Origin of the sequence: Terrimicrobium sacchariphilum, from assembly GCF_001613545.1 — a bacterium.
Taxonomy (GTDB): Bacteria; Verrucomicrobiota; Verrucomicrobiia; order Chthoniobacterales; family Terrimicrobiaceae; genus Terrimicrobium; species Terrimicrobium sacchariphilum.
Genome location: NZ_BDCO01000002.1, coordinates 1,783,788 through 1,809,905 on the forward strand (window position 1 = coordinate 1,783,788; position 26,118 = coordinate 1,809,905).

General features: G+C 59.9%; 19 protein-coding genes. 10 read left to right on the forward strand and 9 right to left on the reverse strand.

The features are described 5' to 3' along the window. Positions 1 to 6: 6 nt before the first annotated feature. The 5 genes from TSACC_RS08340 to TSACC_RS08360 all read right to left on the reverse strand — a co-directional run bounded on the left by TSACC_RS08340 (position 7) and on the right by TSACC_RS08360 (position 6,081). The gene (locus tag TSACC_RS08340; protein WP_075078879.1) at positions 7 to 891 is read right to left on the reverse strand and encodes an ABC transporter permease; all 885 of its coding nucleotides are present in this window, start codon (positions 889 to 891) and stop codon (positions 7 to 9) included. A gap of 3 nt (positions 892 to 894) precedes the next feature. Continuing rightward, entirely contained in the window at positions 895 to 2,019 is a 1,125-nt protein-coding gene (locus tag TSACC_RS08345; protein WP_075078880.1) for a polyamine ABC transporter substrate-binding protein, read from the reverse strand. Continuing rightward, on the reverse strand, positions 2,016 to 2,861 hold the full coding sequence (locus TSACC_RS08350) for an ABC transporter permease (protein ID WP_075078881.1): 846 nt from the start codon (positions 2,859 to 2,861) through the stop codon (positions 2,016 to 2,018). Before TSACC_RS08350 ends, TSACC_RS08345 begins: the two co-directional genes overlap by 4 nt. 62 nt (positions 2,862 to 2,923) lie before the next feature. After that, entirely contained in the window at positions 2,924 to 5,335 is a 2,412-nt protein-coding gene (locus TSACC_RS08355) for a glycosyltransferase (RefSeq protein ID WP_084400318.1), read from the reverse strand. Continuing rightward, on the reverse strand, positions 5,332 to 6,081 hold the full coding sequence (locus TSACC_RS08360; RefSeq protein WP_075078882.1) for a DUF2334 domain-containing protein: 750 nt from the start codon (positions 6,079 to 6,081) through the stop codon (positions 5,332 to 5,334). The genes TSACC_RS08355 and TSACC_RS08360 overlap by 4 nt, the downstream gene beginning before the upstream one ends. Positions 6,082 to 6,117: 36 nt before the next feature. On the opposite strand from TSACC_RS08360, the gene ftsH reads away from it, so the two are divergent. Continuing rightward, positions 6,118 to 8,163, forward strand: a complete 2,046-nt coding sequence (gene ftsH / locus TSACC_RS08365; RefSeq protein WP_075078883.1) for an ATP-dependent zinc metalloprotease FtsH — start codon at positions 6,118 to 6,120, stop codon at positions 8,161 to 8,163. 56 nt (positions 8,164 to 8,219) lie between these two features. Here ftsH and TSACC_RS08370 read toward each other — a convergent pair whose 3' ends face one another. Next, positions 8,220 to 12,209, reverse strand: a complete 3,990-nt coding sequence (locus TSACC_RS08370; protein ID WP_075078884.1) for a PAS domain S-box protein — start codon at positions 12,207 to 12,209, stop codon at positions 8,220 to 8,222. Between the two features lie 244 nt (positions 12,210 to 12,453). On the opposite strand from TSACC_RS08370, the gene dnaE reads away from it, so the two are divergent. The 3 genes from dnaE (at position 12,454) to TSACC_RS08385 (ending at position 18,035) form a co-directional block, all read left to right on the forward strand. After that, a complete protein-coding gene (dnaE, locus tag TSACC_RS08375) occupies positions 12,454 to 15,876 on the forward strand; it encodes a DNA polymerase III subunit alpha (protein ID WP_075078885.1) in 3,423 nt (1,140 codons plus the stop codon). 53 nt (positions 15,877 to 15,929) lie between these two features. Continuing rightward, positions 15,930 to 16,904, forward strand: coding sequence for a UDP-glucose 4-epimerase GalE (galE, locus tag TSACC_RS08380; RefSeq protein ID WP_075078886.1), 975 nt, complete (start codon positions 15,930 to 15,932; stop codon positions 16,902 to 16,904). Positions 16,905 to 16,973: 69 nt separating this feature from the next. After that, positions 16,974 to 18,035, forward strand: a complete 1,062-nt coding sequence (locus TSACC_RS08385; RefSeq protein ID WP_153811342.1) for a L,D-transpeptidase family protein — start codon at positions 16,974 to 16,976, stop codon at positions 18,033 to 18,035. Between the two features lie 7 nt (positions 18,036 to 18,042). Here the strand turns inward: TSACC_RS08385 and TSACC_RS08390 are convergent, their stop codons facing one another. Then, positions 18,043 to 18,861, reverse strand: coding sequence for a helix-turn-helix transcriptional regulator (locus TSACC_RS08390; protein WP_169809581.1), 819 nt, complete (start codon positions 18,859 to 18,861; stop codon positions 18,043 to 18,045). A 108-nt stretch (positions 18,862 to 18,969) separates the two neighbouring features. Between TSACC_RS08390 and TSACC_RS08395 the strand changes: the two genes are divergently transcribed. The 4 genes from TSACC_RS08395 to TSACC_RS08410 are packed head-to-tail and all read left to right on the forward strand — an operon-like array spanning position 18,970 to position 22,779. Beyond that, positions 18,970 to 19,761: a 3-ketoacyl-ACP reductase gene (locus TSACC_RS08395; RefSeq protein WP_075078889.1), complete on the forward strand. Its 792-nt coding sequence runs from the start codon at positions 18,970 to 18,972 to the stop codon at positions 19,759 to 19,761. A 6-nt stretch (positions 19,762 to 19,767) separates the two neighbouring features. Continuing rightward, positions 19,768 to 21,144: a glycoside hydrolase family 88 protein gene (locus tag TSACC_RS08400; RefSeq protein WP_075078890.1), complete on the forward strand. Its 1,377-nt coding sequence runs from the start codon at positions 19,768 to 19,770 to the stop codon at positions 21,142 to 21,144. After that, positions 21,141 to 21,596, forward strand: a complete 456-nt coding sequence (locus TSACC_RS08405; RefSeq protein ID WP_202815931.1) for a cupin domain-containing protein — start codon at positions 21,141 to 21,143, stop codon at positions 21,594 to 21,596. The genes TSACC_RS08400 and TSACC_RS08405 overlap by 4 nt, the downstream gene beginning before the upstream one ends. Before the next feature lie 31 nt (positions 21,597 to 21,627). After that, the gene (locus tag TSACC_RS08410) at positions 21,628 to 22,779 is read left to right on the forward strand and encodes a Gfo/Idh/MocA family protein (RefSeq protein ID WP_075078891.1); all 1,152 of its coding nucleotides are present in this window, start codon (positions 21,628 to 21,630) and stop codon (positions 22,777 to 22,779) included. A 42-nt stretch (positions 22,780 to 22,821) separates the two neighbouring features. Here TSACC_RS08410 and TSACC_RS21725 read toward each other — a convergent pair whose 3' ends face one another. Then, positions 22,822 to 22,980 (reverse strand): hypothetical protein, encoded by a 159-nt coding sequence (locus tag TSACC_RS21725; protein WP_153811343.1) that lies wholly within the window; start codon positions 22,978 to 22,980, stop codon positions 22,822 to 22,824. Between the two features lie 81 nt (positions 22,981 to 23,061). Beyond that, positions 23,062 to 24,537 (reverse strand): MocR-like pyridoxine biosynthesis transcription factor PdxR, encoded by a 1,476-nt coding sequence (pdxR, locus tag TSACC_RS08415; RefSeq protein WP_075078892.1) that lies wholly within the window; start codon positions 24,535 to 24,537, stop codon positions 23,062 to 23,064. Positions 24,538 to 24,614: 77 nt separating this feature from the next. On the opposite strand from pdxR, the gene TSACC_RS08420 reads away from it, so the two are divergent. Both TSACC_RS08420 and TSACC_RS08425 read left to right on the forward strand, forming a co-directional pair. After that, positions 24,615 to 25,082 (forward strand): carboxymuconolactone decarboxylase family protein, encoded by a 468-nt coding sequence (locus TSACC_RS08420; protein WP_075078893.1) that lies wholly within the window; start codon positions 24,615 to 24,617, stop codon positions 25,080 to 25,082. A 13-nt stretch (positions 25,083 to 25,095) separates the two neighbouring features. Continuing rightward, positions 25,096 to 25,845, forward strand: a complete 750-nt coding sequence (locus TSACC_RS08425; protein ID WP_075078894.1) for an SDR family oxidoreductase — start codon at positions 25,096 to 25,098, stop codon at positions 25,843 to 25,845. Positions 25,846 to 26,118: the final 273 nt, after the last annotated feature.

Below are 26,118 nucleotides of genomic sequence, written 5' to 3' on the forward strand. Positions count from 1 at the left end.
CAAGTTCTATTCCTCGCTCCGCCTCCGCCCGATCCATAGGGTAAAGATAAAGATCAGCAGCAGCAGCGTTCCCAGGGCGGCGCCAAAGGGTTGGGCTCGGCCGGAGGTGAATTGTTTGTAAATCACCTCGCCGATGGTCGGGGGATCGCCTCCGCCCATGAGGTTGGTGATGGCAAACATCGCTATGGAGGGAACAAAGACGAGAAGCGCTCCGGCGACGATGCCGGGGCTGGTGAGAGGAATGATGATCTGGGAAAAGGCGCGAACTGGCCGAGCCCCGAGATCATAGGCGGCCTCGATCATGGCATTATCCAGCCGCTCCACGCTGGTATAGATCGGCAGGATCATGAAGGGTAGATAGTTATAAACGAGTCCTAATACCGCGGCGAAAGGGGTATAAAGGATGGTGATCGGCTCGGGCACGATCTTGGCTGCAACGAGGAAACTGTTGATCAAGCCTTCCTTGCTCAGGATGGTGATCCACGCATAGGTGCGGATAAGGAAGCTCGTCCAGAATGGGATCATCACCAGGGTGAGGAGCATGTTCCTCATATTCTCCGGTGATCGACCGATGTAATAGGCGACCGGGTAGCCGATGACCATGCAGATGCCGGTCGTGAGCAGGGCGTACCAGATCGAGGTCCAGAAGACCTTCAACCATGTCCAGTTGAAGGCTCGCTGGTAGTTCTCGAGGGTGAAGGTGAACTCGATTGTGCCCAGGCCGCGCTGTTCGCCGAAGCTCAGCGCGACCAGGGTCAGAGTCGGAACGATGACAAACAGAATCAACCACGCTGCCAGCGGGGCAAAGACCAGCCAGGCGACCCAACTGGGCCGCCGTTTATAGGCGGATGCTCCGAGGTTATCCGTTGCAGCGGCGCTGATCCCGGCCATCGGTTATTCGGCTTTCAGAGAGGTGACGAGTTCGTCGACCTTGGTCGCCTGTCCGCCGATATCCTTGAAGGTCTGCATTTTGGAAATCTGCTCCGCCGTTGGGAAGCTGGCGGGGTTTTCCTGCTGTTCCTTGGTGAGCAGCGGCCGGGCGGCGGCGTTCGGGTTCAGGTACGGAAATGCGTCGGACATTTTCACGCTGATCTCCGGGCGCAGGATGAAGTTCATGAACTGCTGCGCATTCGTCGGGTGCTTGGCGATTTTTGGTATGGCCAGGCTGTCGATGAAAAGGTGGGTGCCTTCTTTCGGAATGACCCACTTGAACTTCTTGTCGGCATTCAGCAGGAGCGCGCCTTCGCCGCCCCACACAACGCCGAGAGCGACATCGCCGTTGAGCAGCGCGGTCTTCGGGCTGTCGGAATCGTAGACCTTCACGAGCTGCACCCATTTGGCGACAGTCGGTTTGACCTTCTCGAGGTCGGCGTCGGTCATTTCATTGATCGGAATGCCCTGGGTCAGCATGGCCCAGGTGACGATCTCGCGAGCATCGTCGAGGACGACGATGTTTTTCTTGTACTTGTCCTGGAAGACATCGTTGAAGCCCGCGACTTCGTCTTTCACGAGTTCGGTATTTACGACGATGCCCACCGTGCCAGCCATGTAGGGGACGGTGTATTTATTGCCCGGGTCGAACGACATATTCAGGAACTCGGGGGCGATGTTCTTGAGGTTGGGAATCAGCGCATGGTCGATCGGGATGAGCAGGTTCTCCGCGATCAGGCCCTCAATGGCGTATTCGCTCGGCTGGATCAGATCATAGCTGCCTCCCCCCGCGAGGAGCTTGGCCAGCATTTCCTCGTTGGAGGCGTAGTTCTCCACCGATACCTGGATGCCGGTTTCCTTGGAGAAGGCATCGATGACGTCCTGCGGGATGTACTCGGACCAGCAGAAGATATTGAGCTTTTTCTCCTCCTCTTGCGGGGCGGGAGTCGTGGCAGCAGCCGCTGGCGACGAGCCTGGAGAAGATGCGGGTGTGGGCGTTGAGGCGCTGGGCTCCGGCGGTTTTCCACATCCGGCAAGCGAGAGCATTGCCAGGGCGGACAGCATCAGGTGGCGTGCGTTGTTTTTCATGGGCTTTTTCTACGGGTTAGTAGTTCGCTGGCGATCACCAGCACGACTGTGCCGATGACAAAAAGGGTGCTGAGCGCGTTGAGTTGCGGGTTCAGGCCCACCTTGGCCATGCCATACACTTTGAGAGGCAGGGTCTGGGATTGAGCATTCGTGGTAAAAATCGACACGATGTATTCGTCGAGCGACAGGGTGAAGGACATCAGCGCACCGGAGACGATGGCGGGAAAAAGATAGGGGACGATGACCTTCCAAAAGGCTTGCGCCGGAGTCGCACCCAGATCCTGCGCCGCCTCCTCGAGAAAAGGGTCGAGGCCTTGCAGGCGGGCCTGGACGCCAACGAGGACAAAAGGGAAGCAAAACGTCGTATGGGCGATGATCATCGCGACATGACCGAGTGGTAATTTGAGCAGATGGACAAATTCCGCACGCATGCTCACGCCCATGAGCACCTCCGGGATCACCATCGGGATAAAAATAAGCAGGCCGATGGCGCGTTGGAACGGGAACCGGTAGCGATAAAGCATCCAAGCTCCGATCGTTCCGAGAGCGGTGGAGATTACCATGGTGGCGGTGGCCACGATGAGGCTGTTCTGGAAGGCGTGGAGGATGGGGGCGTTGGTAAAAAGCTCGCCGTACCACTTCCAGGTAAAGCCCTCCCAGCGGATATTCAGCTTGGAGTTGTTGAAGGAGAAGATGATCAGCAGCAGGATCGGAATGTACAGGAACGCAAAAACGCCAATCGTCCAGGCTCCAAAGAGCCAGCGCTGTACCACCGGGCCGTGGATTTTACGGAAGAAGGCCGGAAAGGAGGAGGCCGCCATTCCGGGATCTGCTGCGGACATGCTTCAATGTAAGCAATTTCCGCGCCGAGCGTCCAGTTTTTGGGGCGGGTGTTCGGAGCTGTTTATTCCGGGGAGTTCGTCCAGAATTTCTGAAAGGCTTCCGTCCAGTCTCGGTTCTCCACCTTGGCGCGAGCAGCCGCGCCGAGACGTTCCCGCAATCCCGGGTCCTCGCTCAGGCGGCGAATCGCCTCGGAGAGTTCGATCGAGTCGAGCGCCTTGGTGACAAAGCCGTCCTTGCCGTGGCTCACAAGGTCTCGCGGTCCGCCGACATCGGAGACGATCACGGGCAGCCCGCAGGCCTGGGCCTCGATCACGACGTTGCCGAAAGTGTCCGTAGTGCTTGGGAAGACGAAGAAATCCGCGGAGGCGTAGGCCCTGGCCAGGTCCTCGCCCTTCAAATATCCGGTGAAAATCGCATCGGGGAGGAGCTTTTTCATCTCGGCGAGATACGGGCCATCACCCACGAAAAGCGGGCGTACCGGTGTCTGCCATTCGGCGAGGCGGCGCGTCGCCGCGACTAGTGTATCGAGGTTCTTTTCCTTCGAGATGCGACCGACAAAAAGCATGCCGACCTCGCCCTCCCGCAGCCCGCGCGAGCGCCAGAAATCGGCCTCACGCCGAGACCGGCTGAACAGCTTCGTATCGAGGCCTCTTGGCAGAATTTTCAACTTCTCCGCTGGAATGCCGCGATCCACCCAGCATTTTCGGTAGTCCTCGGAGTTCACGTACACGATGTCGAGCTGGCTGTAGAACCAGTGCATGAAATCCCACGTGAGCGTCTCCATGAAGGAGTCGTCGGTGAGGATGCGAACATACTGGGGGAAGTCTGTGTGATAGATGCCGACGGCGCGAATGCCGAGTGTCTTGGCGGCGAGCAGCGCGGCGAGGCCGAGCGGGCCGGGCGTACTGATGATGAGTTCGGAGTAGTTCTCGCGGATCAAATGCTCGAGGATTGCGAGCACAGGCGGGAAGCTGAGCCGCTGGAGTTCATACTCAGGGAGCTCAAATTCGCCCACCGGGGGGAAATTCATGAGTGGAATCCCGTGGTCGCCGATCTCGGACCGGCATGTCATCACCTTCACGTCGTGACCGGAAGCGACACCGGCAGCGATCATCTTGCGGATCGTGGTGGCCACTCCGTTGACGTCTTCCAGCGTATCGGTGAACCACGCCCGTTTGGTGTTTTGCAGGAAGGGTGGGATGGTCCCGGCAGCCGTGCGGGTGAGTTCGCGTGCCATCTCGCGCCGGGGCTGGCGCAGGGCATGCAGGTACGGGCTGAGCAGCCCGGCGATCGGCACGAGCGGGCTGATCGTCTGGATGCTCTCGATGAACTTTCCCGCCGAGAGCTGGGCGATGAATTGCGTAAAGAACCGATAGCCGAGTTGGTTGGCCACGAGATTGGCCATGAGGAACGCGCGACGCTCGGGCTCGACCACCCCAGCGGTTTCCCGGGCCATCGCGGCTTTCACCTCGGGCTTGGAGAAGTAACTGGAAAGCTCCTTCCAGAGCGAGGTATTACCTGCCATCGCGAGCTCGAACACCTTGCCCGAGGCGATGCCCTGGGCGAGGAAGCCGATTTTCTCGGCGAGGGTGAATTCCGTCGGGTCCTTGCCCTCCATGAAACGCGAAAACCCTTTCTCGATCAGGCCGGCCGCAGGGTCGCCCGGCTTGAGGGCAAACTTCGCCTTCAGGAACTGAAATGCCGTATTGTACGTGCCATGGGCGAGGGAGAGGGGAGTGCCTCCTTCTCCGGATGGGCTGCATTGCCCTTCGCGGATGTTTTTAAGAAATTCCGCCGCCGTGTCGCATCGGGGTGTTTCGGTCCAGGCGCGGCCTGGATAAACGCCGCCATGGTCGTCGGAACCGCCGACGAAGACTTTCTTCCAAGGCTCCCCGTGTGTCGGTTCGATTCCCGTGCGGGCGACAAAGGTCTCGATGGTGCGCGGAGTGAGCGCCTTGAGGCTGAACTGGGCGGCCTCGCTCCAGCGCGCCAGATAGCGCCCATTGATGCCCTCAAAATGGCGGAAGAGCAGGATGAGCTTCTGGAAGTGGAGGGGAGTGAGCTTGTCGTTGGGGCTCTGGAAGGGGTGGGCGACGGCGTGGGCGAGATTTGCCGCGGCGAGATACTTTTGAAACTCGAAGATATTCTCCCGCAGCGCCTGTATCTCCCGGTGTTGAGTCTCGGTAAGCCCCCAGACCAGTATGTGAACCCGGCACTCCTCATCGGGAAAATGAACCGTGACCTCCTCGCCAAAAATCACACCCGGCAGGTGGGCGATCTCGAGGCAGCCCGCGATCGTGTTGTGATCCGTGATTGTCACGTACTGCATTCCCGCGTCGCGCAGACGCTGATAGGTTTGCAGGGGATCGGAGTAGCTGGCGGGAAAGTCGAACCGGCGGAGCACCCAGTCTGCCGCCCGGGTACTGAACCGGGAGTGAATGTGAAGGTCGGCCTTGGAAATCGGTTGGTTCATACGCGCGCCCGGTGGAGCCAACCCTCATAGGTGATCGGCTCGCGTGCGGCAAGCGTTGCTCGCACAATCCTGAGCACCTGGCGACGGATGGCCGGATGCGACCAGTCCGGCGGATGCAGCCCGATACGTACTAGCGGATTCTCACCAAGGCGGTTCAGCAGGTAGGCGTTCCAACCCAGGCTGATTATCCTCCGCCAGGCCGCCCGTACGCTCCAGACGAGACTCTGGCTGAGATCCTCCCGCCCGGTCGCCAGATCCTTGAACGTCTGGAGGCGGGTGGTGTATTGAAAACCGGCGTCCTTTACCGCCGCCTCCGCCTCGGCGCCCAGCAGCCAGGCTGGGGCGATGAACCCGACCGGATGCAGGCCATTCTCCGCAAATTCCCTCTTTGCCTTCGCGAGACGTTCGGCAGCCTCCTCTTGCGAGAGGTCGAAGAACTCGCCCTCTCCCGCCGTGTAATGCTCGGTGATGAGAGACTTGAGCAACGTTGTCTGCTTGGGCGGGCGCAAATGATAGTAACCGTGGAGGACGACTTCGTGGCCGCAGGAGACGAGATTGCGCAATTCCCGGCAAAAAGATGCGTCATGGGCAACAGGCGCTTTTTTATGGTGATCCGGCACCACGAGGAGCGATGTACGGGATACTCCCGCGTCGGCGAGATCCGCCAGCATGGTGTGCACGACGGCCTGCGTGAGCGGGCTCACATCGTGAATTGAAACGACAAGACTCTGGCGCGGCGTTTGCATTTACGAAAAGCGTATGGTACGGGATGATGTTTACCGATGGCCGAAGACAACAAAAATCCACAACGAGAGCAGCGTCCGCCCGGCGGGAATGACCCGCAACTGAACTGGAGAGGCCTCGTCCTCTTCGCTATCGCGCTGGCTCTGATCGGTGGCGCGTTCCTTTTCCGGAACGGCAATTTCAATCAAACCGAGGTCATCACGACGAGTAAATTTCTCCAGCTCATCAAAGATGGGCAGGTCATCTCGACGGACCAGAAGCCGCTCGAGATCGTGGTTGAGGAAGGCCGCAAGACCGAAACGATCACCGGATTTTTCAAGCAGAAATCTGCGACAGACGGTCAGGAGGTCGAGGTGCCGTTCCGCACGCCGATGTTTGCTCCGATGAACGGAGCGGAGATTCGCGACGCGCTCACCACCGCGGGGCTAACCTATAATGTGAAGCCGGAGTCGAATCTCCTCGCGTCGGCGATCCTGAGCTTTCTGCCGATCGCCCTCTTCCTCGTGATCCTGTATTTCTTCTTCCGCTCGCAAATCAAGATGGCGGGCCGCAGCGCGATGAACTTTGGCAAGAGCAAGGCGCGCATGCTTTCCAAGGAAAAGAACCGCGTGACGTTCAAGGACGTCGCCGGTGTCGAGGAGGCGAAGGAAGAGGTTTCCGAGCTCGTCGATTTCCTCAAGGACCCAAAGAAATTTCAGCGCCTCGGCGGTCGCATCCCGAAGGGCGTGCTGATGGTCGGCCCTCCGGGCACCGGCAAGACGATGCTGGCCCGCGCCATTGCGGGAGAGGCGGATGTACCGTTCTTCTCGATCAGCGGTTCGGACTTCGTGGAGATGTTCGTCGGCGTGGGAGCCTCGCGTGTCCGCGACATGTTTGAACAGGGCAAGAAGAGCGCCCCGTGCCTGATTTTCATCGACGAAATCGACGCGGTCGGTCGTCACCGTGGTCATGGCCTCGGCGGCGGACACGATGAGCGCGAGCAGACGCTGAACCAGCTCCTCGTGGAGATGGATGGCTTCGACACCCAGGATGGCGTGATCATCATCGCCGCCACGAACCGCCCCGACGTGCTTGACCCCGCGCTCCTGCGTCCCGGTCGCTTCGACCGTCAGGTCAATGTCAGCCTGCCGGATGTGAAGGGCCGCGAGGAAATCCTCAAGGTCCACGCCCGCCGTGTGAAGATCTCGGCCGATGTCGACCTCTCCGTCGTGGCTCGCGGTACGCCCGGCTACTCCGGTGCGGAACTCGCCAACGTGATCAACGAAGCCGCCCTCCTCGCCGCCCGCAAGGGACTCAAGGCCATCACTATGGCGGAGATGGAAGAGGCCCGCGACAAGGTGCGCTGGGGCAAGGAGCGTCGCAGTCTCGCCCTCTCCGAGAAGGAGAAGGAAAACACCGCCTACCACGAGGCTGGGCACGCGATCCTGCTGGAGCTCCTGGAGCACACCGAACCCCTTCACAAGGTGACGATCATTCCTCGCGGACCGTCGCTCGGTTCCACCATGTGGCTGCCTGAGGAGGACAAGTATACGACCCGTAAGAACGAATTGCTCGATCAGCTCGTCGTGACGATGGGCGGTCGCGTTGCCGAGGAAATCGTTTTTGGCGATGTCACCAGTGGTGCTCGCGGCGATATCGGTCAGGCGACGGCGATTGCCCGCAAGATGGTTTGCGAGTGGGGCATGAGTGAAAAGATGGGCATGGTCGAGTACGGCGAGCACGATGATTACGTGTTCCTCGGGCGCGATCTCGGTCGTTCACGGGGTTACAGCGAGGCTACAGCCCAGGAGATCGATCGCGAGGTGCGCAAGCTTTGTGACGACGCCTACGCCCGCGCCAAGGAATTGCTGATCAAGCACCGCGACCGCCTGGAGGCCATCGCAAAGGCCCTGCTCGAGTACGAGACTCTCGACGGCATTCATATCCGGGAGATCATGGAGTTCGGTGAATTGCGGAACCCGCCGCGCAAGTACAAGGCGCCGCCGCCGCTTCCGCCCGAGCCGACCGATACCCCCGGCGGCACTGCCGAGCCGACTCAGGAGGACCTCCCTCCGGGTGGATTCCCTGCACCGGCACCAGCCTAGTCGGAAAGACCTCTTAAGCCGCATACGGGTGAAAATCCGTATGCGGCTTTTTTGCTCTAGATCGGGGTCTTCGCCTGAAAAGCCCGCCTTAGTACGGTGGCAAGAGTCTCGGAGCGAACTGGCTTGCTTAGGTAGTCGTTCATGCCGGCGGCAATGCAGTCCTCCCTGTCGCCTTCGACTGCGTGCGCCGTCAGGGCCACCAGCCAGGGACGCTTGGTCTCTGGATATTCTCGGCAAATGGTGCGGGCTGCTTCCAGGCCGTCCAGCTCCGGCATTTGTATATCCAGGAACACCACGTCATAATGTGACTCCCTCAAGCGATCCAGGGCCTGCCTCCCATCGCTCACGATATCGGCCTCATAGCCGAGGCGTCGCAGCAGCAGCGCGGCGACTCGCTGGTTCACGAGGTTGTCCTCGGCTACCAGGATGCGGAGAGGGCATGCTACGGCAAGATCCTCGTTCTGTTCCTGTGGTCTCGATTGCCGGTGCATTTTCCTGAGACCCATCGCATTGCGGATCGCGTGCGCCAGTTGACTGTTCTTGACCGGCTTGGAGAGGACCACAGAAATGCCAAGGTCTTCCGCGGACATGCGCTTCTCAGGCCCGATGGAGGTCAATACTATGATGGGTAATGCCGGGAGAGCTTTGCGGATCTCACGAATCAAGTCGTAGCCATCCATGCCCGGCATCACCACATCCAGGATGGCGAGATCGAAATTCTCTCCGAGGTGATCGAGGGCTTCCCGTCCGTTTTTGCACAAGGTAGCTGCCATTCCCCAGGACTTCACCTGCATCTTGAGGATGCCGAGGTTGGTCGGGTTGTCATCAACGATCAGTGCCTTCAGACCGGTGAGATCAAGCGTCTCGACAGACGCGTTCGCGGGGATCTCATCTGTCGGGTGCAGAGGAATTTCAAATTGGAAAATGGAACCTTTGTCGACGACGGACTCCACCCAGATTCGCCCCTTCATCATCTCGATCAGGCGCTGCGTGATGACGAGGCCGAGGCCGGTGCCGCCGAATCGTCGGGTGGTCGATGAGTCCACCTGGCTGAACGCCTGGAATAGCCTCTCCATTCGGTCAGTAGGAATCCCGATCCCTGAGTCCTTCACCTCCACCCGCAGAAGTGGCGTTCCGTCGGAGGAATTACGCTTTATCAACTTGATGAATACCTGGCCGCGCGGGGTGAATTTAATGGCATTCGTCATGAGATTGACAAAGACCTGCCTCAATCGCGCCGGGTCACCGAAACTGGCTGCAGGCAGAGCGGGGTCGAGCCAGCAAAGAAGTTCCAGACTCTTTCCGGCAGCCTGCGGTGACACGATGTCGACAGCCGACTCCACGCATTCGCGAATCGAGAAGGGGATATTCTCGAGTTCGAGATGGCCCGACTCGATTTTCGAAAAGTCCAGGATGTCGTTGATGATCGACAACAGCATGTCGCCGCTGCTGTGAATCGTGTCGACAAACTCTCTTTCCCGCGCATCGAGTTTCTCGTGAGTGAGCAACTCCGACATGCCGATGACGGCGTTGAGTGGTGTCCGGATTTCATGGCTCATGTTGGCGAGAAACTCTGCCTTTGCCTTTGCGTGAGCTTCTGCTCGCTGGGTGGCAATCTCCAGCTGGCGGTTACGCTCAGCCAGGAGGTCCGCCGCCCGATGGCGATCATCGATATCCTGGATCACGCCCCGGAGCGCGATCAATCGGCCAGAGTCATCCGTGACAGGTTCTCCACGAGTCTGCACCCAGCGGATATTTCCTTTTGCTGTGAGGAGACGGGCTTCAAATTCAAACGGCCGGATTTCTTCTGTAGCCTGGCGAATCAGGCTCTCCACCCGTTCCTGATCTTCTGCCAGATAGCAATTTATTGCGTCCTCCAAAGACACGCGTGTGCCAGGCGGGACTTCGTGGATTTGACAGGTGATGTCTGACCAGTAGGGCGAGGAGTCGCCGATTTTAACCTCCCAGTGCCCGATGCGTGCGATGCGACCGGCGGCTTTCAATAGCGCCGAGGCGGCTTGCTGGGCGGTGATCGCCGAGCGCAGTTCCTGCTCGATACGCTTGATCTCCGAGATGTCCTGCACGATCGAGCAGATCATCGCGCCCCTTTGGGGGTCATTGATGAGCATGCCTTGCAGCAATACTGGAAACCTATCACCGTTCTTTTTGATGAATTCCTTCTGGTAGGGGCCATATCGTCCATTCACTCGCAGGAGCCGGAGTTGTTCCTCTTCCTGCATTTGGTATTCTTGAGGCGTGATATCCCAGTAGGATAGGGCGGCAAACTCGGCCTGCGTGCATCCTACGCTATCGAGCAGCGATTGATTGGCTGCGATGAACTGGCCCGTTTCGAAATCATTCAAGGCCATCCCGACTGGTGCAAACTCGAAGATTCCGCGAAACTTTTGTTCGCTCGTCCTCAACTCGCTTTCCATTTTCCGCCGTTCTGTGATGTCCACTGATGTGCCGAGATACCCGGTGATTTCTCCGGCGTTGTCCCTCAATGGATAGACATACAGGTCGATGAATTTACGTGACCCATCTTTGCAGATGTAGGTCCATTCGCGTCGTTCGCTCCCCAGACGGTCTGCGATCGAGGTGAAGACCCGAAAGCCGGTGATCGGCTCGCCGAGTTGCTCTGTCAGCTCACGGGAGCGCTGGGCGATTTCTTCCGGGTCATGAATGATCGCCGGGGTCTGCTGGCCCACCATTTCCTCGCTCGTATAGCCGAGAAGGGATTCCGCGCCCCGGCTGAAATACGTAATGACTCCCTCTGGGTCCGCCGCGACAACTGCTACTCCGGTGGCGGCATTGAGAACAACGCGGAGCCGTTCTTCGCTTTCGCGCGCTCGTTCTTCGGCGGCTCGACGATCCGAAATGTCCGAGTGCGTCCCGATCACGCGCAGGGGGAGTCGATCGGCGCTCCACTCAAGTATTCGTCCGCGGTCGAGGATCCATTTGTACGTGCCATCGCGACAGCGGAGGCGGTGTTCGCTTTTGTAAATCGATGCTTCTCCGCTGACATGGCGAAAAAACTCGCGGCGAACCTCCTCCAAATCATCTGGATGCACCAGTGCCTCCCAGTCGGCCAGAGTGTCTCCGATTTCTTCCTCCCGATATCCCAGCATTTCCTTGCATCGCGCTGAGAGGAAGAGAGTCTTGGAGGTGGGATCGTATTCCCATATCCCATCGCCCGATGCCTCGAGCGCAAGCCGTAGTCGCTCCTTGCTCTCCCGGAGCGTTTTTTCTCCGAGCACTCTTTCTGTGACATCGGTCTGGAGGGCGACGAATTTGCGAACGGCTCCGGTCTCAGAGAGCACCGGGTCGATTCTCATCTGGAGATAAAACGGCGATCCGTCCTTGGTGTAGTTCAGGATGGTCTCTTCGCAACATCTGCCATCCCTCAGAGCGGTGCGAATGCGGTCCACCGTGACGGGATCTGTTTCGGGTCCCTGAAGGATTGCCCCCGGCTTTCGTCCGAGAACCTCGGAAAGACTGTAACCGGTCAGGTGCGTAAAGCTGTCATTAACCCATTCTATCAGTCCTTCCTTGTCGGTGATGACGACGCCGTTGATGGTGTGAGACGCCACGAGCGACAATCGCTCCAGCATGAGGTCCTGTTTCTTCTGGTCCGTGATGTCGGTGCAGGTGCCGATCACCCTCAATGGCATCCCCTCAGGATCCCTAAGGAAGACCTTTCCCCGCTCCAGGATCCACTTGAACGAGCCATCCCGACACTGCATGCGATGTTCGCTCACATACGAGGGGGATTTTCCATCCAGGTGGTTCTGGAGGGATGCTTCGGCGGACGACCGATCATCCGGATGAATGAGTGCGAGCCACTCGTCGGAGCAATGGCCGATTTCTTCTTCGGCGTAGCCCAGGATCACCTTGCAGAGATGCGAAACAAAGATCGTCTTGGCGGGAATATTCCTGTCCCACACTCCATGTCCCGAGCTTTCCAGGGCAAACAGCCAGCGCTCTTCACCCTCTTCAAGCGAAGCTTTCTGGCTTAGCTGACCCTCATTTGCGATGTCTCCTGGCATGAGCGTTTGGAGGAAAGGAGAGGTGGGAAATCGATAGCTTCTTAAAATCGGTTCAGACCAGCGTGCAGGTTTGCTCTCCGGCCAATCCTGCTCGTGCCTACGAAGTTACCTTGAAATCATAAAAACGTCACAGAAAACCGATCAAAAATACGCAGAAGTTCCGAATAAAATGCATGCAACTGGTTTTTCTCGGAAATCCCATCGGCACCTTGCCACTTTGACCCCCAGCCACTAGGTTGTCCCCATGTCCGGAAAGTCGTTCGTTCACCTGCATTGTCACACCGAATATTCGCTGCTCGACGGTGCGATCCGGACCAAGGATCTGGTTAAAAAGGCCGCCTCTCTCGGCATGCCAGCCGTCGCCATGACGGATCACGGCAACATGTTTGGCACGGTGGAGTTTTTTCAGGCTGCCCAGAAGGCGGGGGTGAAGCCGATCGTGGGCTGTGAGGCCTATGTCGCACCGGGGTCCATGCTGGACAAGGCGGCGGGTTCTGCTCGCGACGCTGCCTATCACCTGACGCTCCTCGTGCAGAATGCCGAGGGGTACAGCAACCTCGTCAAACTCATCAGTGCTGCCCACCTGGAAGGTTTTTACTACAAGCCGCGGATCGACCGGGAACTGCTGGCCAAGCACTCGGATGGCCTTATAGCGCTCAGTGGTTGCCTCAAGGGCGAGGTGAACCATCACATCCTCGCGGGGGACGGGGGCAAGGCCCGGGAAATTGCTGGACTCTATCGCGATATTTTCGGACCGGAGCGCTATTTTATCGAACTTCACGACCACGGCATCGACGCGCAGCGCCGCTGTAATCCCGAGCTGATCAAGATCGCCCGGGAAATGAAGCTCGACCTCGTCGCGGCCAACGACGTCCACTTCCTGGACCGTGCCCACCACGAGTCGCATGATGTGATGCTCTGCATCGGCACCGGCTCGATGGTGCTGGACGAGAAGCGCATGCGTTACGCGACCGAGCTGTATTTCAAGAGCCGTCAGGAAATGGAGCAGCTCTTCGGCGACATTCCCGAGGCCCTCGACAACACCCTCAAGGTGGCGGAGTTGTGCGACTTCCAGATGGAGTTCGGCAAGCCGAAGTATCCCGCCTTTGAGCCGCCTGCCGGGGTGACGCGCGAGCAATACCTGCGCGATCTGTGCTGGCAGGGATTGCGAGAGCGTTACGGCAATGAACGGGCCGAGAAGGACGAGGAACTCCGCAAGCGCCTCGAGTACGAGCTCGGGGTCATTGAGAAGACGGGATTCGTCAGCTATTTCCTCATCGTCTGGGACTTCATCAACTACGGCAAGGAGAACGACATCCCGGTCGGTCCCGGCCGTGGCTCGGCGGCAGGTTCGCTCATCGCGTACGTGCTGCGCATCACAGACATCGATCCGCTGCGGTATGGACTGATCTTCGAGCGATTCCTCAACCCGGAACGTATCAGTCCGCCGGATATCGACGTCGATTTCTGCATGGAACGCCGTGGCGAGGTGATCGACTACGTGCGCCGCAAATACGGCGAGCGCTGTGTGTCGCAGATCGTGACATTCGGTACGCTCGGCGCGAAGAGCGTGGTGCGCGACGTGGGCCGCGTGCTGGGCTGGAGCTATGGCGATGCCGACCGGCTCGCCAAGATGATTCCGAACGAGCTGAATATTACCTTGTCCACCGCGGCGGAAAAGAGCCCGGAGCTCAAGGCCGCGCTTGAGACCGAGCCCGCGACGCGCCAGCTGTGGGATCACGCCTCGGTGCTGGAAGGTCTCTGCCGCAATACCGGCATCCACGCGGCGGGCGTCGTGATCGGCGACCGTCCGCTGGACGAGTACATCCCTCTTTGCCGCGGCAAGGACAATGAAGTCATCTCGCAGTATGAGATGAACGCCCTGACCGAGCTGGGCATGCTGAAGATGGACTTTCTCGGCCTCAAGACGCTGACCATCCTGCAGCACGCCGTGCGGCTGATTCATGAGAAGAATCCCGGTTTCGATCTCGCGGCCATTCCGACCGACGACAAGGAGACCTTCGACATCTACAACCGGGGCGAAACTCTTGGTGTGTTCCAGATGGAAAGCGGCGGCATCACGAACTGCTGTAAGCGCTTCGATGTCGACAAGATCGACGACATCATCGCCATCGGCGCGCTTTATCGTCCGGGCCCGATGCAGTTCATCGACGACTACATCGCGCGTAAAAAAGGTCTCAACAAGATCGAGTACGCGCATCCGCTGCTGGCCCAGGTCTGCGCCGATACCTACGGCATCATCGTTTATCAGGAACAGGTGCAGAAAGCGGCGAATATCCTGGCCGGCTACTCCCTTGGCGACGCTGACCTGCTCCGCCGGGCGATGGGTAAGAAGGACAAGGAAAAGATGGCCAAGGAGCGCGTGCGCTTCGTCGAGGGCTGCGGCAAGGTCAACAACATCCCGCCTGGAACGGCCGACGCGATCTTTGACTTTATCGCGAAGTTCGCGGAATACGGCTTCAACAAAAGTCATAGTGCCGCCTACGGATGGGTTTCCTACCAGACGGCCTTCGTCAAGGCTCACTACCCGGTGGAGTTCATGGCCGCCTTGCTCACGCATGACGCCTCGACGACCGACCGCCTCGCCGTCGTCATCGCGGAATGCACGCGCATGGGCATCAAGGTGCTCCCGCCTGATGTGAACAGCAGTTTCCTGTTTTTCACCCCCGAGCTGTTCGGCGATCAGCGCGCCATCCGGTTCGGCCTCGCCTCCATCAAGAACGTGGGCGCGGGAGCGATGCAGGCGGTGCTGGAGGATCGGGAAAAGAACGGCCCGTTTACCTCGCTGGAGGATTTTTGCTCGCGCCTCGATTCCCGCACGGTGAATCGCAAGATCTTGGAAAGCCTCGTGAAGTGCGGCGCCTTCGATGGCTTCAAGAAGAATCGTGCCGAGCTCTTCGAGGACATCGAGCAGGCCATGGCCGCTGCTGCCGCCGTGCAGAGGGATCGCGCATCGGGGCAGGTGTCGCTCTTCGATGCGATGGACACCGCGCCCCAGAAATCCAAGGGTACTGCTCGCAAGGTGGAACCGTGGCCGCAGAATGAGATCCTCGCGCACGAGAAGGAACTGCTCGGCTACTACATCACAGGACACCCGCTTGAGGCTTACGCTGGTCACTTCGACAGCATAAAGGTAAGCAAGATCGCCGACGCCCTCCAGGTCGAGGAATCCGCCACCTTCAAACTGGCCGGTCTCATCACCTCGGTGGAACGCAAGTTTACCAAGAAAGATGGTCGTCCCTTCGCCATCATCGCTTTGGAGGACTTCACCGGGCAGGTGGAACTCACGGCGTGGGATGAGACTTATTCCGAGAATGCCGAACTGCTGGTTTCCGGGACGGTCGTGGCGGTTTCCGCCCGTCTTACGCGGCGGGAGGAATCCATCCGCGCCACGGCGAATTCCTTCAAACCGCTCAAGCCCAAGGCGTCAGCCCGCCCGGTGTGTCTGCGTCTTGCCCATGAAAAGCTGAGCGATGCGAGCCTCGCGTCCGTGCTGGAGGCGGTAAAGCGCCACCCGGGGAAGCGACCTCTGCTGCTGGAGTTCGTTCGCAAGGACGGTCCGCCGGTGGTCATTGAGGCCGACGACGATTTTTCCGTCGGCGACGAGGGTGCTTTACAGCGCGAACTGGCGATCTTTGCGGCTTGAGGGAAGTTTCGGAATTGCCTCATGACCAGCCTTCCAGCTAGGTTTCCCGGCGCATGAGTACCATTTTCGTCACCGGCGGTGCCGGTTACATCGGCAGCATCTGCGTCGAGCAGCTGCTCAACGAAGGCTATCGCGTAGCCGTCTTTGACAATCTCACTGAAGGCCACCGCAAAGCCGTCGATACCCGCGCGGATTTCTTCCAGGGCGACCTTTCGGACCGGACTGTCCTGCGTCACGCCTTTGACGAGGCCAAACCCGATGCCGTGATGCATTTCGCTGCCAGCGCGCTGGTGGGCGAGTCGATGTCGAATCCCTCGAAGTATTTCCGCAACAACGTTGCGAACGGTGTCAATCTTCTCGATGTTGCCGTCGAGTCCGGGGTGAAGAAGTTTGTCTTCTCCTCGACTTGCGCCACCTTTGGCATTCCCGAGCGCGTGCCGCTCGACGAGACGCTTCCCCAGCAGCCGATCAACCCTTACGGCGAATCGAAGCTCCTTTTCGAAAAGATCCTCCGTTGGTACGGGCAGATTCATAATCTGAATTTCACCGCCCTGCGTTACTTCAACGCCGCGGGCGCGACGGAGAAATTCGGCGAAGATCACCGCATCGAGACGCACCTGATCCCCAACGTGCTCAAGGTCGCTCTCGGCCAGAAGGAGTCCGTCGACATCTTCGGCACGGACTACCCGACGCCGGATGGCACCTGCATCCGCGACTACATCCATATCCTCGACCTCGCCCAGGCGCACATCCTGGCGCTGAAGTCTGAGAAGTCCGACTTCTACAACCTCGGCACCGGCGGCGGTACTTCCGTCCGCGAGGTCATCGATGCCTGTAGCGAAATCTCGGGCAAGAAGATCACGGCAATCGAAAAGCCGCGTCGTGCGGGCGATCCTCCGCGACTCGTGGCTGCCTCGGACAAGATCCGCACCGAGCTCGGCTGGGCTCCAAAGTACCAGGACATCCGCCAGATCGTCAAAGACGCCTGGGCCTGGCACGTCAAGAACCCCGGTGGCTACGGCGACTAGGATCGCCTGATCAGTCATTTATCTCATCGAAAGGCGGGCGTTTGCCCGCCTTTCGCATTTCCGGCAGGGGTGAAAATTTCCTCTCTGGGTATTTGCCGACTGTCTCCCGCTGTGCTGCATTACCGCATGCTTTTCTCCACGCGTGTGTTTTCGGCCCCTCAGGCCGGTTTTCGGCGAGTCCGGTTTTCCAGTGCAATCCTGGGGGGACTGGCCGCAATGGCCTGGCTCGGCGGCTGCGCCACGGTCTCCGATCGTCCAGGTGACGGAAAGACGGCGCGGGATGAAACGGTGAAGCTTCAGATCGTGCTGGATGCGTGGAAATTCGGTCCCGGGGTGGTGGATGGGCATCGCGGCGAGTTTACGGACAAGGCCCTGGAGTTCTACCGCGAGGCCAAGGGCCTGCCGAAGGGCTACCTGCCCGACACCTCCAACATCCAGCCGTACACCACGTACACGATCACTGCGGAGGATAAGGCCATGATCGGAACCATGGCCGAGAAACCGGAGGAGCTCGCCAAGCAGAAGCGCCTGCCGTACGTCTCCATGGCCGAACTCCTCGGAGAACGCTTTCATACCACCCCCGGTTTCCTGGCCGAACTGAATCCCGGCGTGAACATCGAGGCGTTGCCAGTTGGTGCGGTCGTCAAGGTGACGAATGTGCATCGCCCATTCCGGGTGGGGGACTATCCGTCGGCCTACCCGGCGGCGCCAAAGTCGGTCGCATCGATCCGGCACGTCTATGTGGATACAAAGACGCGAATGCTGGAGGTACGTGATAGTGGAAAGCTGATCGCAGCCTTCCCCATCACTCCCGGCTCGGAGGAACATCCGGCTCCGTTGGGTGACTGGAAGGTCGTCAAGGCCGTGCCGTGGCCCTGGTACCGCTATGATGAGGGCGTGCTGGAGCGCGGCGAGCGCACAAAGGTTTACTACATGCTTCCTCCCGGCCCCAATAGCCCGGTGGGCATTCTCTGGACGGGCCTGAACCGCCCGGGCATCGGCATTCATGGCACGACTTCGCCGGATACGATTGGCCGTGCGGGCAGCCATGGCTGCATCCGCCTGTCCAACTGGGACGCGGCGACCTTCTACACGCTCGTGCAGAAGAACGTGCCGGTCACGATTCGCTAAAAGAAGCTTAACGCGGCAGCGCTGCCCGCTGGTAGGCGCGGGGACTCATCCCCGCCTGCTTGCGAAACCAGCGGGCGAAATAATTCTGGTCGGTGAAGCCGAGCGCGTCGCAGGCCTGTTTGATCTTCGGATAGGTCTGCAGCGCACGTTGGGCGCGTTCCATCGCCACGGCGTCGCGGTATTCGCGCAGGGTGCGGCCTGTTGCCGCTTTGAAGAGGCGGTTCAGGTGATCTGGCTGGTAGCCCATCGCTCCGGCCAGCGCCGCGACCTCGGGTAACGGCTTGTCCGCGCCGCGCAGGAGCTTGTCAAAGCGCCTGACGTATCCCGGGAATTCCCCCGTACGCACCGGCAGGATGCCCACACAGCGAAAAAGCGTGTCGAGGATGCGCAGTACCGAGGCCGCCACGATCAGTCGATGCGCGGGGGCATGCGGATCGCTCAGGCGGGTGAGCTCGGAGAGTTCGCGCCGGACCGCGCCTGCCTCGGATTGCGTCAGCCTCGCGAGGGAGACGCCGTGTTTGACCGATCCCCGCCAATCCACATCCAGCACGAGACAGAGCGGACGGCGCCCTGTGGATTCCCGAAACGAGTGCTCACTGCGGGCAGGAAGGAAAATCACGCTGGCTGGTCCGATTTCCAGGTTGGCCCCGTCGGCGGTCATCACGCCTCGTCCACTCAGGTAGCAGAGCACCTGCGAGAAGGAATGCGAGTGCCGGGCGAGTTGGTCCACCTCGGGCAGGTGACGGTTCAGCCGCAGACGGCGAATGCGTGCGCCCGGCAGGCGAACGTCGAGTTCCTGGAAGAGGAGGGGGCGGTACGTTTTCACCGGCAACCAGAAGAAATTCAAATGGAGACAAAAAGAAAGTCGTTTTTGTGCTAAATGGCGCGGGTGGGGCCATGGCGCAGGAAAAGAAGCGCGTGTAAGGTCGCCAGCATGTCAACCCCCGCAGTTGTCCTCGTTACAGGTTCCAGCCGTGGACTGGGCCGTGGAGTGGCGGAAAAGCTCGCCGCCTCTGGCTACAGTGTGGCGATCCATTACGCCAATAACAAGCAGGCCGCGGAAGAAACCGCGGAGGCCTGCCGCAAGCTTGCGCCGATTCCCGAACAGCAGTTTGCCATCGTCGGCGGCAACGTTGGTGTCGCGGCCGACCGCCAGCGCATTCTTGATGAAACGCTCGCTGCTTTCGGCCATCTCGATGCGCTCGTCAACAATGCAGGCATCGCTCCGCGCATTCGCGCCGACATTGTCGAGGCGACGGAGGAGATTTTCGACGAGGTCATCGCCGTCAATCTCAAGGGGCCGTATTTCCTGTCCCAGCTCGCCGTCCAGTATTGGCTGAAAAACCCGGGCAAGTCCCGCCTCTCGACCGGCTACAAGCTCGTCTTTGTCAGTTCGCTTTCCGCCAATACCGCCTCGGTCAATCGCGGCGAATACTGCATCTCCAAGGCCGGTCTCTCCATGGCCTCGCAGCTTTGGGCCGTGCGCCTCGCCGCCGAGGGCATCCAGGTGCTGGAGCTTCGCCCGGGCATCATGGCCACCGACATGACCTCTGGCGTGAAGGAAAAATACGACAAGCTCCTCGCCGACGGTATCGTGCCGCAGAAGCGCTGGGGTAGCCCGGATGATGTCGGCCGCGCGGTCGAGTCGATCCTGGGCGGACATTTCCCGTTCTCCTGCGGGGATGTCATCAACATCGATGGAGGCTTCCACCTTCGCAGACTTTAATTTCGCATGATTACCATTCGCCAAGACCTCACGACCGCCTCGCTGGCGCCGAAGATCAAGAAACTCTGGGACGCCTCCGCTCCCAAGATCCTCTCGATCGACGCCGCGGAGAAACCCGGCGCCGCGACTCCCGTGTTCACCGTCCAGGGCAAGTACACCGCCCGCGGCTGGACCGAGTGGACGCAGGGCTTTGTCTACGGCTCCGCCATTCTTCAATACGACGCCACCGGCGATGAATCGTTTCTGACCCTCGGCCGCGACCGCACCCGCGAGCGCATGGCCCATCACATCACGCACATCGGCGTGCATGACCACGGGTTTAACAACGTATCGACCTACGGCAACCTGCTTCGCCTCATGGTTGAGGGACGTATTGCCTTTAACCAGCAGGAGAAGGATTTCTACGAGCTCGCGCTTAAGTGCACCGGCGCTGTACAGGCCGCCCGCTGGAGCCGCATCTCCAATGGCGAGGGTTATATTTACTCATTCAATGGCCCGCACTCGCTCTTTGCCGACACGATCCGTTCGCTGCGCGCCCTGGCCGTTTCCCACCAGCTCGGCCATGTCCTCATGGGTGAGCGCGATGCCCGCATTTCGCTTATCGAGCGTCTCATTCAGCACGCTCGTACGACCTCGCAGTTCGCCGTCTTCTTCGGCGAAGGCCGCGATTACTACGACGAGCGCGGACGCGTGGCCCACGAGAGCGTATTCAATCTCAACGACGGCAACTACCGTTGCCCGAACTCCCAGCAGGGGTTCTCGCCCTTTACCACGTGGACGCGCGGTCAGGCCTGGATCATCGCCGGGTATCCCGAGCAGCTGGAATGGCTGGCGACCCGCCCGGATGCGGAATTCGAGCCCTTTGGCGGCCGCGCCGCGGTGGAGGAGCTTTTCCTCAAGACCGCGCTCGCGAGCTGCGATCATTATATCGAAAACACGCCGACCGACGGCATTCCGTACTGGGATACCGGCGCGCCGTTCCTGCACAAGCTCGGCGACTACATGAACCAGCCGGCTCAGATTCACAACGACTGGGAGCCGGTCGACAGTTCTGCCGCCGCCATCGCTGCTCAGGGTCTCCTCCGTCTCGGTCGCTACCTCCAGCAGAAGGGCGACGCCCGTGGCGATCGCTACTGGCAGGCGGGCCTTACGGTGGCCGATACGGTATTGGCTGAGCCGTACCTTTCCACCGACGCGAATCATCAGGGCCTCATCCTGCACTCGATCTACCACCGTCCGAACGGTTGGGATTACATTCCGGAAGGCAGCAAGATTCCTCTGGGCGAGTCCTCCATGTGGGGTGACTACCACGCCCGCGAACTTGCGATCTATCTCCAGCGCATCATCGAAAACAAACCCTACTACACCTTCTTCTCCCTATGAGCATCATCGTATCGGATCTCGCACAGATCGAAGGTCGCCGCTTCCCGGCCCGCCGCCGCACGCAAAATCTCGTGAATGGCGTGGCCCCGATCAAGGCGACGAACTTCAGCATGGGCAACGTCACCCTCGACCCCAAGGGCGGTCAGGTGCCGTGGCACAATCAGGAACAGGAAGAAACCTACTTCATCGTCGAGGGAACCGGTGAGTTCTGCCTTGGCACGGAGCGCCAGGTCGTGACGACCGGCCAGATGGTGTACATCCCGTCCGGCGTGTTTCACCAGCTCACCAACATCGGCGATACTCCGCTGCGCATGATCTACTGCTACGGCCCCGCCGGAGACGTGGCTCACTGGCGTCAGGAGCTTGACGGCACCCTTCCCAAGGCGGGAGTGGAAGCTCCGCCGCTGCCCGAGGGCGCATGGCCGCAGTGCACCGATAAACCCACTGCCTAAGCATTACAGAAATCTCACACCTAAACTTTCCATGAAAAAACATTCCATCGGCATCATCATGAACGGCGTCACCGGACGCATGGGCACGAATCAGCACTACATCCGGTCGATCCTCGCCATTCGCAAACAGGGCGGCGTGAAAATCAGCGATGACGAAGTCATCTGGCCCGAACCCGTCCTCGTCGGACGCAGCGTGGCCAAGCTCCAGGCACTCGCCGCCATGGACAGCGGCGTCCGCTACACCACCGACCTCGACGCCGAACTCGCCAAACCCGAGAACATCATTTACTTCGACGCCCAGACGACGGGCCGCCGCGCTGACGCGGTGAAGAAGGCCATTGCCGCCGGCAAGCATGTCTATTGTGAAAAGCCGACCGCAGTTTCCACCGAGGCCGCCCTCGATCTCTATCGCGTCGCCACCAAAGCGGGTGTGAAGAACGGCGTCGTGCAGGACAAGCTCTGGCTGCCCGGCCTTCTCAAGGTCAAGCGTCTCCAGGAGCAGGGCTTCTTTGGCAAGATCCTCAGCGTGCGCGGCGAGTTCGGTTACTGGGTGTTCGAGGGACACAACATCCCGGCCCAGCGCCCGAGCTGGAACTACCGCAAGGAAGACGACGGCGGCATCATCGTCGACATGCTCTGCCACTGGCGCTACGTCATCGACAATCTCTTCGGTGAGGTGAAATCGCTGACCTGCCTCGGCGCGACCCATATCCCGGAACGCGTGGACGAGCAGGGCAAGACCTACAAGTGCACCGCCGACGATTCCGCCTACGCGACCTTCGAACTCGCGAACGGCGTGGTCGCTCATTTCAACTCAAGCTGGAACGTCCGAGTGCGTCGCGACGACCTCCTGACTCTCCAAATCGACGGAACCCATGGTTCCGCCGTGGCGGGTCTTCGCGAGGTGTGGATTCAGCACTACGGCAACACGCCGAAGCCGGTTTGGAACCCCGACATCGCGCAGCCGATCGACTTCTACGGTGGCTGGTCCAAGGTGCCGGAGCAGGAAAACTACGACAACGCCTTCAAGGTGCAGTGGGAACTTTTCCTCCGCCACATCGTGCTCGACGAGCCATTCCGCTGGACGCTGCTCGAAGGCGCAAAAGGCGTACAGATGGCCGAGCTCGGTCTGGAAAGCTGGGCCAAGCGTACCTGGCTGGACGTGCCTAAGCTTTCCGCCTAGGCATCGCCCTACCGGGTTTATTGTTTTGTGGAGTGGGCCGCGTCAGCCGACGGGCTGCGCGGCTTCCCGCTCCTGTTTTTTATCTTTCCGTTCGTCCTTCGGGGATTCCACCTCGCGGCGAACCTCTTCGTAGAACTCCTGGGATTCGGTTTCAGGGCCATGCAGGTCCTTCTCGGGGATATTGACGAAGTCTGCTTTCATAGCACCTCTAACGAAAGGCCGTTTCCGGCTTTTAGCCAGTGGGGGAAAGTGCTGATTGGCCTATCGGGCCGAACTCGCCATTTAGTCGAGCAGTTTTGCTACGGCCCGCACGCCACGGCGGAGTTCCTCAGGCTCCACAGCGGCGAAGCCGATTTGCACGGCGTTTCGCTTCTTCCAGTTCGTTGCCCATCGTGAAAGCGGCATGAGAGCAACGCCGGCACCACGCGCGGCGAGGCAGAACTGTTCATCATCAAAACCTTTGGCCAGCCAGCCCACGGTTTGGAGGCCGCAGCGAGCGGGCTGGATTTTCAGCCGGTCGCCCCATTCCGCTTCAGCTGCGTTCGTTAGCGTGGCGAGATGCTCGGCATAGATTTGCCGCATCCGGCGGAGGTGTCGGTCGAAATGTCCCGCTCCGATAAAGTCTGCGAGTACTGCTTGCGCCAGGGGGGCGGTGAAGCGATCGAGGAGTGATCTCGCCTCGGTCATCGCGTCGACGAGATGCGGCGGCACCACGACATAGGCCATGCGCAGGGAGGGAAAGAGCATCTTGCTGAAGCTGCCGGAGAAAATCACATTGCTGTCCGGAGCGAGGCTGCGCAGGGCGGCGAGCGGGCGACCATCGAAACGGAATTCACTATCGTAGTCGTCCTCAAAGATCCATGCGCCAGTTGAGCGAGACCATTCGATCAACTGCAAGCGGCGATTGAGAGGGAGAGCCACACAGAGCGGAAACTGATTGGCCGGGGTCACGTAGGCGAAACGTGCGCGGGGAGCGAGAGAAAGGCCTTCCTCCACCTGGAGACCATGGTGATCCACCGGTACCGGGACGACCCGGGCTTCCGCGGCTCGGAGGATTCCTGCTGCGCCGGGGTAACCCGGGTCTTCCACCCAGGCTTCGTCTCCTGGGTCCAGGGTGAGCCGGGCGATCAGATCCAGCGCAGGCTGAATGCCCGAGAAGATGAAAATCTGCGCCGGATCGCATACGACACCCCGGGTGGCTGCGAGATGAGATGCGATTCCCTCCCGCAACGAACGCAGACCAGCGACGTCGCCGGCCTGGAGAATTTCCCGTGTCGCCAGACGCATTCGTCGGGAAATAAGGCGGCTCCAGAGATCGGCGGGAAAGTGGCGGACGGAAGGGCGGTTGGCCGTAAAGGCGCGGACTTCGCGTAAGGCTTCCGGCGTTTTCGGAAAGGGAGAGTTCATCAAGAGCCGGCTCCGCTGAGAGAGCCTGCCGGGAACAAACCTCTCGCTCGAGACACTTGCCTTGGGAGCTTCAAAGAAGCGATCCGGGAGGTGGCGGTGCACCGAGGTTCCAGACCCGGGGCGGCTTTCCAGATAACCCTCGGCGATCATCTGCTCAAAGACGGCGACCACCGTTCCCCGGGAAACTCCGCTATCCCGGGCGAGCGTACGGGTCGGCGGCAGTTGGGTTCCCGCCCGCAGTCGACCTTCCAAGATCGCGCTGCGGAGTTCCCGATACAGCCAGTCGCCCAGCTTTTCATTCGCCCTGGGCGGACGGATAGGGAGGGACTGCGGGCGAGGGGTGCGGCTCATGGATAGTGGTCCAGTCCATAAATGGAAACTGGACCTTACGGGGAGACCAATATTCGCCGAGATTCCCCTCAGCAACCATGAATACCCGACTCAACTACAAAAAACACGGGCCCGACGCGGTAAAGGCAATGTGGGACGTTTCACTGTTTGTTCGGCAATGCGGCCTCGAATCTCGTCTGCTGCACCTCGTCTTCCTGCGGGCATCCCAGATCAACGGATGCGCCTTCTGCATCGACATACACGTGGAGGAGGCCATCGCGGATGGGGAAAATCCGACGCGGCTCCACCTGCTTTCCGTCTGGCGGGAAACGCCTCTTTTCAGCGACCGCGAACAGGCGGCCCTGGAATGGACCGAGGCCGTGACCCGAATCACGGAGGGCGGTCCCTCGGATGCCGTGTACGAGCGGGCGATGAAGCACTTTACCGAGGAGGAGTTGGTGAACCTCAACCTCGCCGTCGTGACGATCAACGGGTGGAATCGGTTCTCCATCGCCTTCCATGTCCCTCCGGCTCTCAAGAGCTTCTCCGGCCATGCCAACCCTTAACCCAAAGACAAAAATGAAAATCCTCATCGCAGGCGGAAACGGACTCATCGGAAAGAAACTCGCAGTTCTTCTCGAAAGAACAGGAAATGAAGTTGTGGCGGCCTCGCGTTCTTCCGGCGTGGATTTGATGACGGGGAAAGGACTTGATGCGGCAATTCGAGGCGTCGACGCGGTCGTGGACGTGCTGAACTCTCCCTCCTTCGAGGACCAGGCGGTCCTCGAGTTCTTCCAGGCAACCACGACCCATCTCCTCCAGGCTGAGGCTGCCACAGGTGTGAAACACCACGTGGCACTCTCGGTCGTCGGGAGCGATCGGGTGCCGGATTCCGGATACCTGCGCGCCAAGTCTGCTCAAGAGAACCTCATCAAGGCCGCTAACGTGCCGTTTACCATCTTACGCGCTACGCAGTTTTTTGAGTTCGCGCCAGGGATTGCCCAGTTTTCGGTGGTAGACGGAAAATATCGCCTGCCAACGGCCCTCATGCAGCCCGTGGCGGCGGATGATGTGGCGGCCTGTCTGGTAGAGGTGGTTTCTGCCGCGCCGCGGAACGGAATCCTGGAACTCGGCGGCCCCGAGAAGATCCGGCTCCATGAGTTCGTCGATCGCTATCTGAAGGCGACTGAGGTGCCCCATACGATTGAGATTGATCCGACCGCGACCTATTTTGGAGCGGCAATCGATGATCGCAGTCTGGTTCCACAAGGTCATGCCGTTTTGGGGAATCTTCGGTATCAGGACTGGTTGGAGAACCTCCGCTTCTAGCAAGGGCATTAACCCGTTCTCCTGCGCCTTTATGTTGGTCGGCGGAGATACGCTTGGCATGTTGCGACAGCCGCCCATTCCGCCGCTCAATACCTGAGGAGTTCTTCAACTTGTCGGCACCTTTCTTGGATGTTCCCGAAGAGCTGCCCAGGGCTTCTCGTTGGGTCGGTTCGAACTCTGAGGGTTTCCGAATGATGCGCGCTTCCCCAGAGTGAACTGCATAGTCGGCATGGTCTGTCCGTGGGCTGAATCTTTCTTATTTGCTTTCAGTTA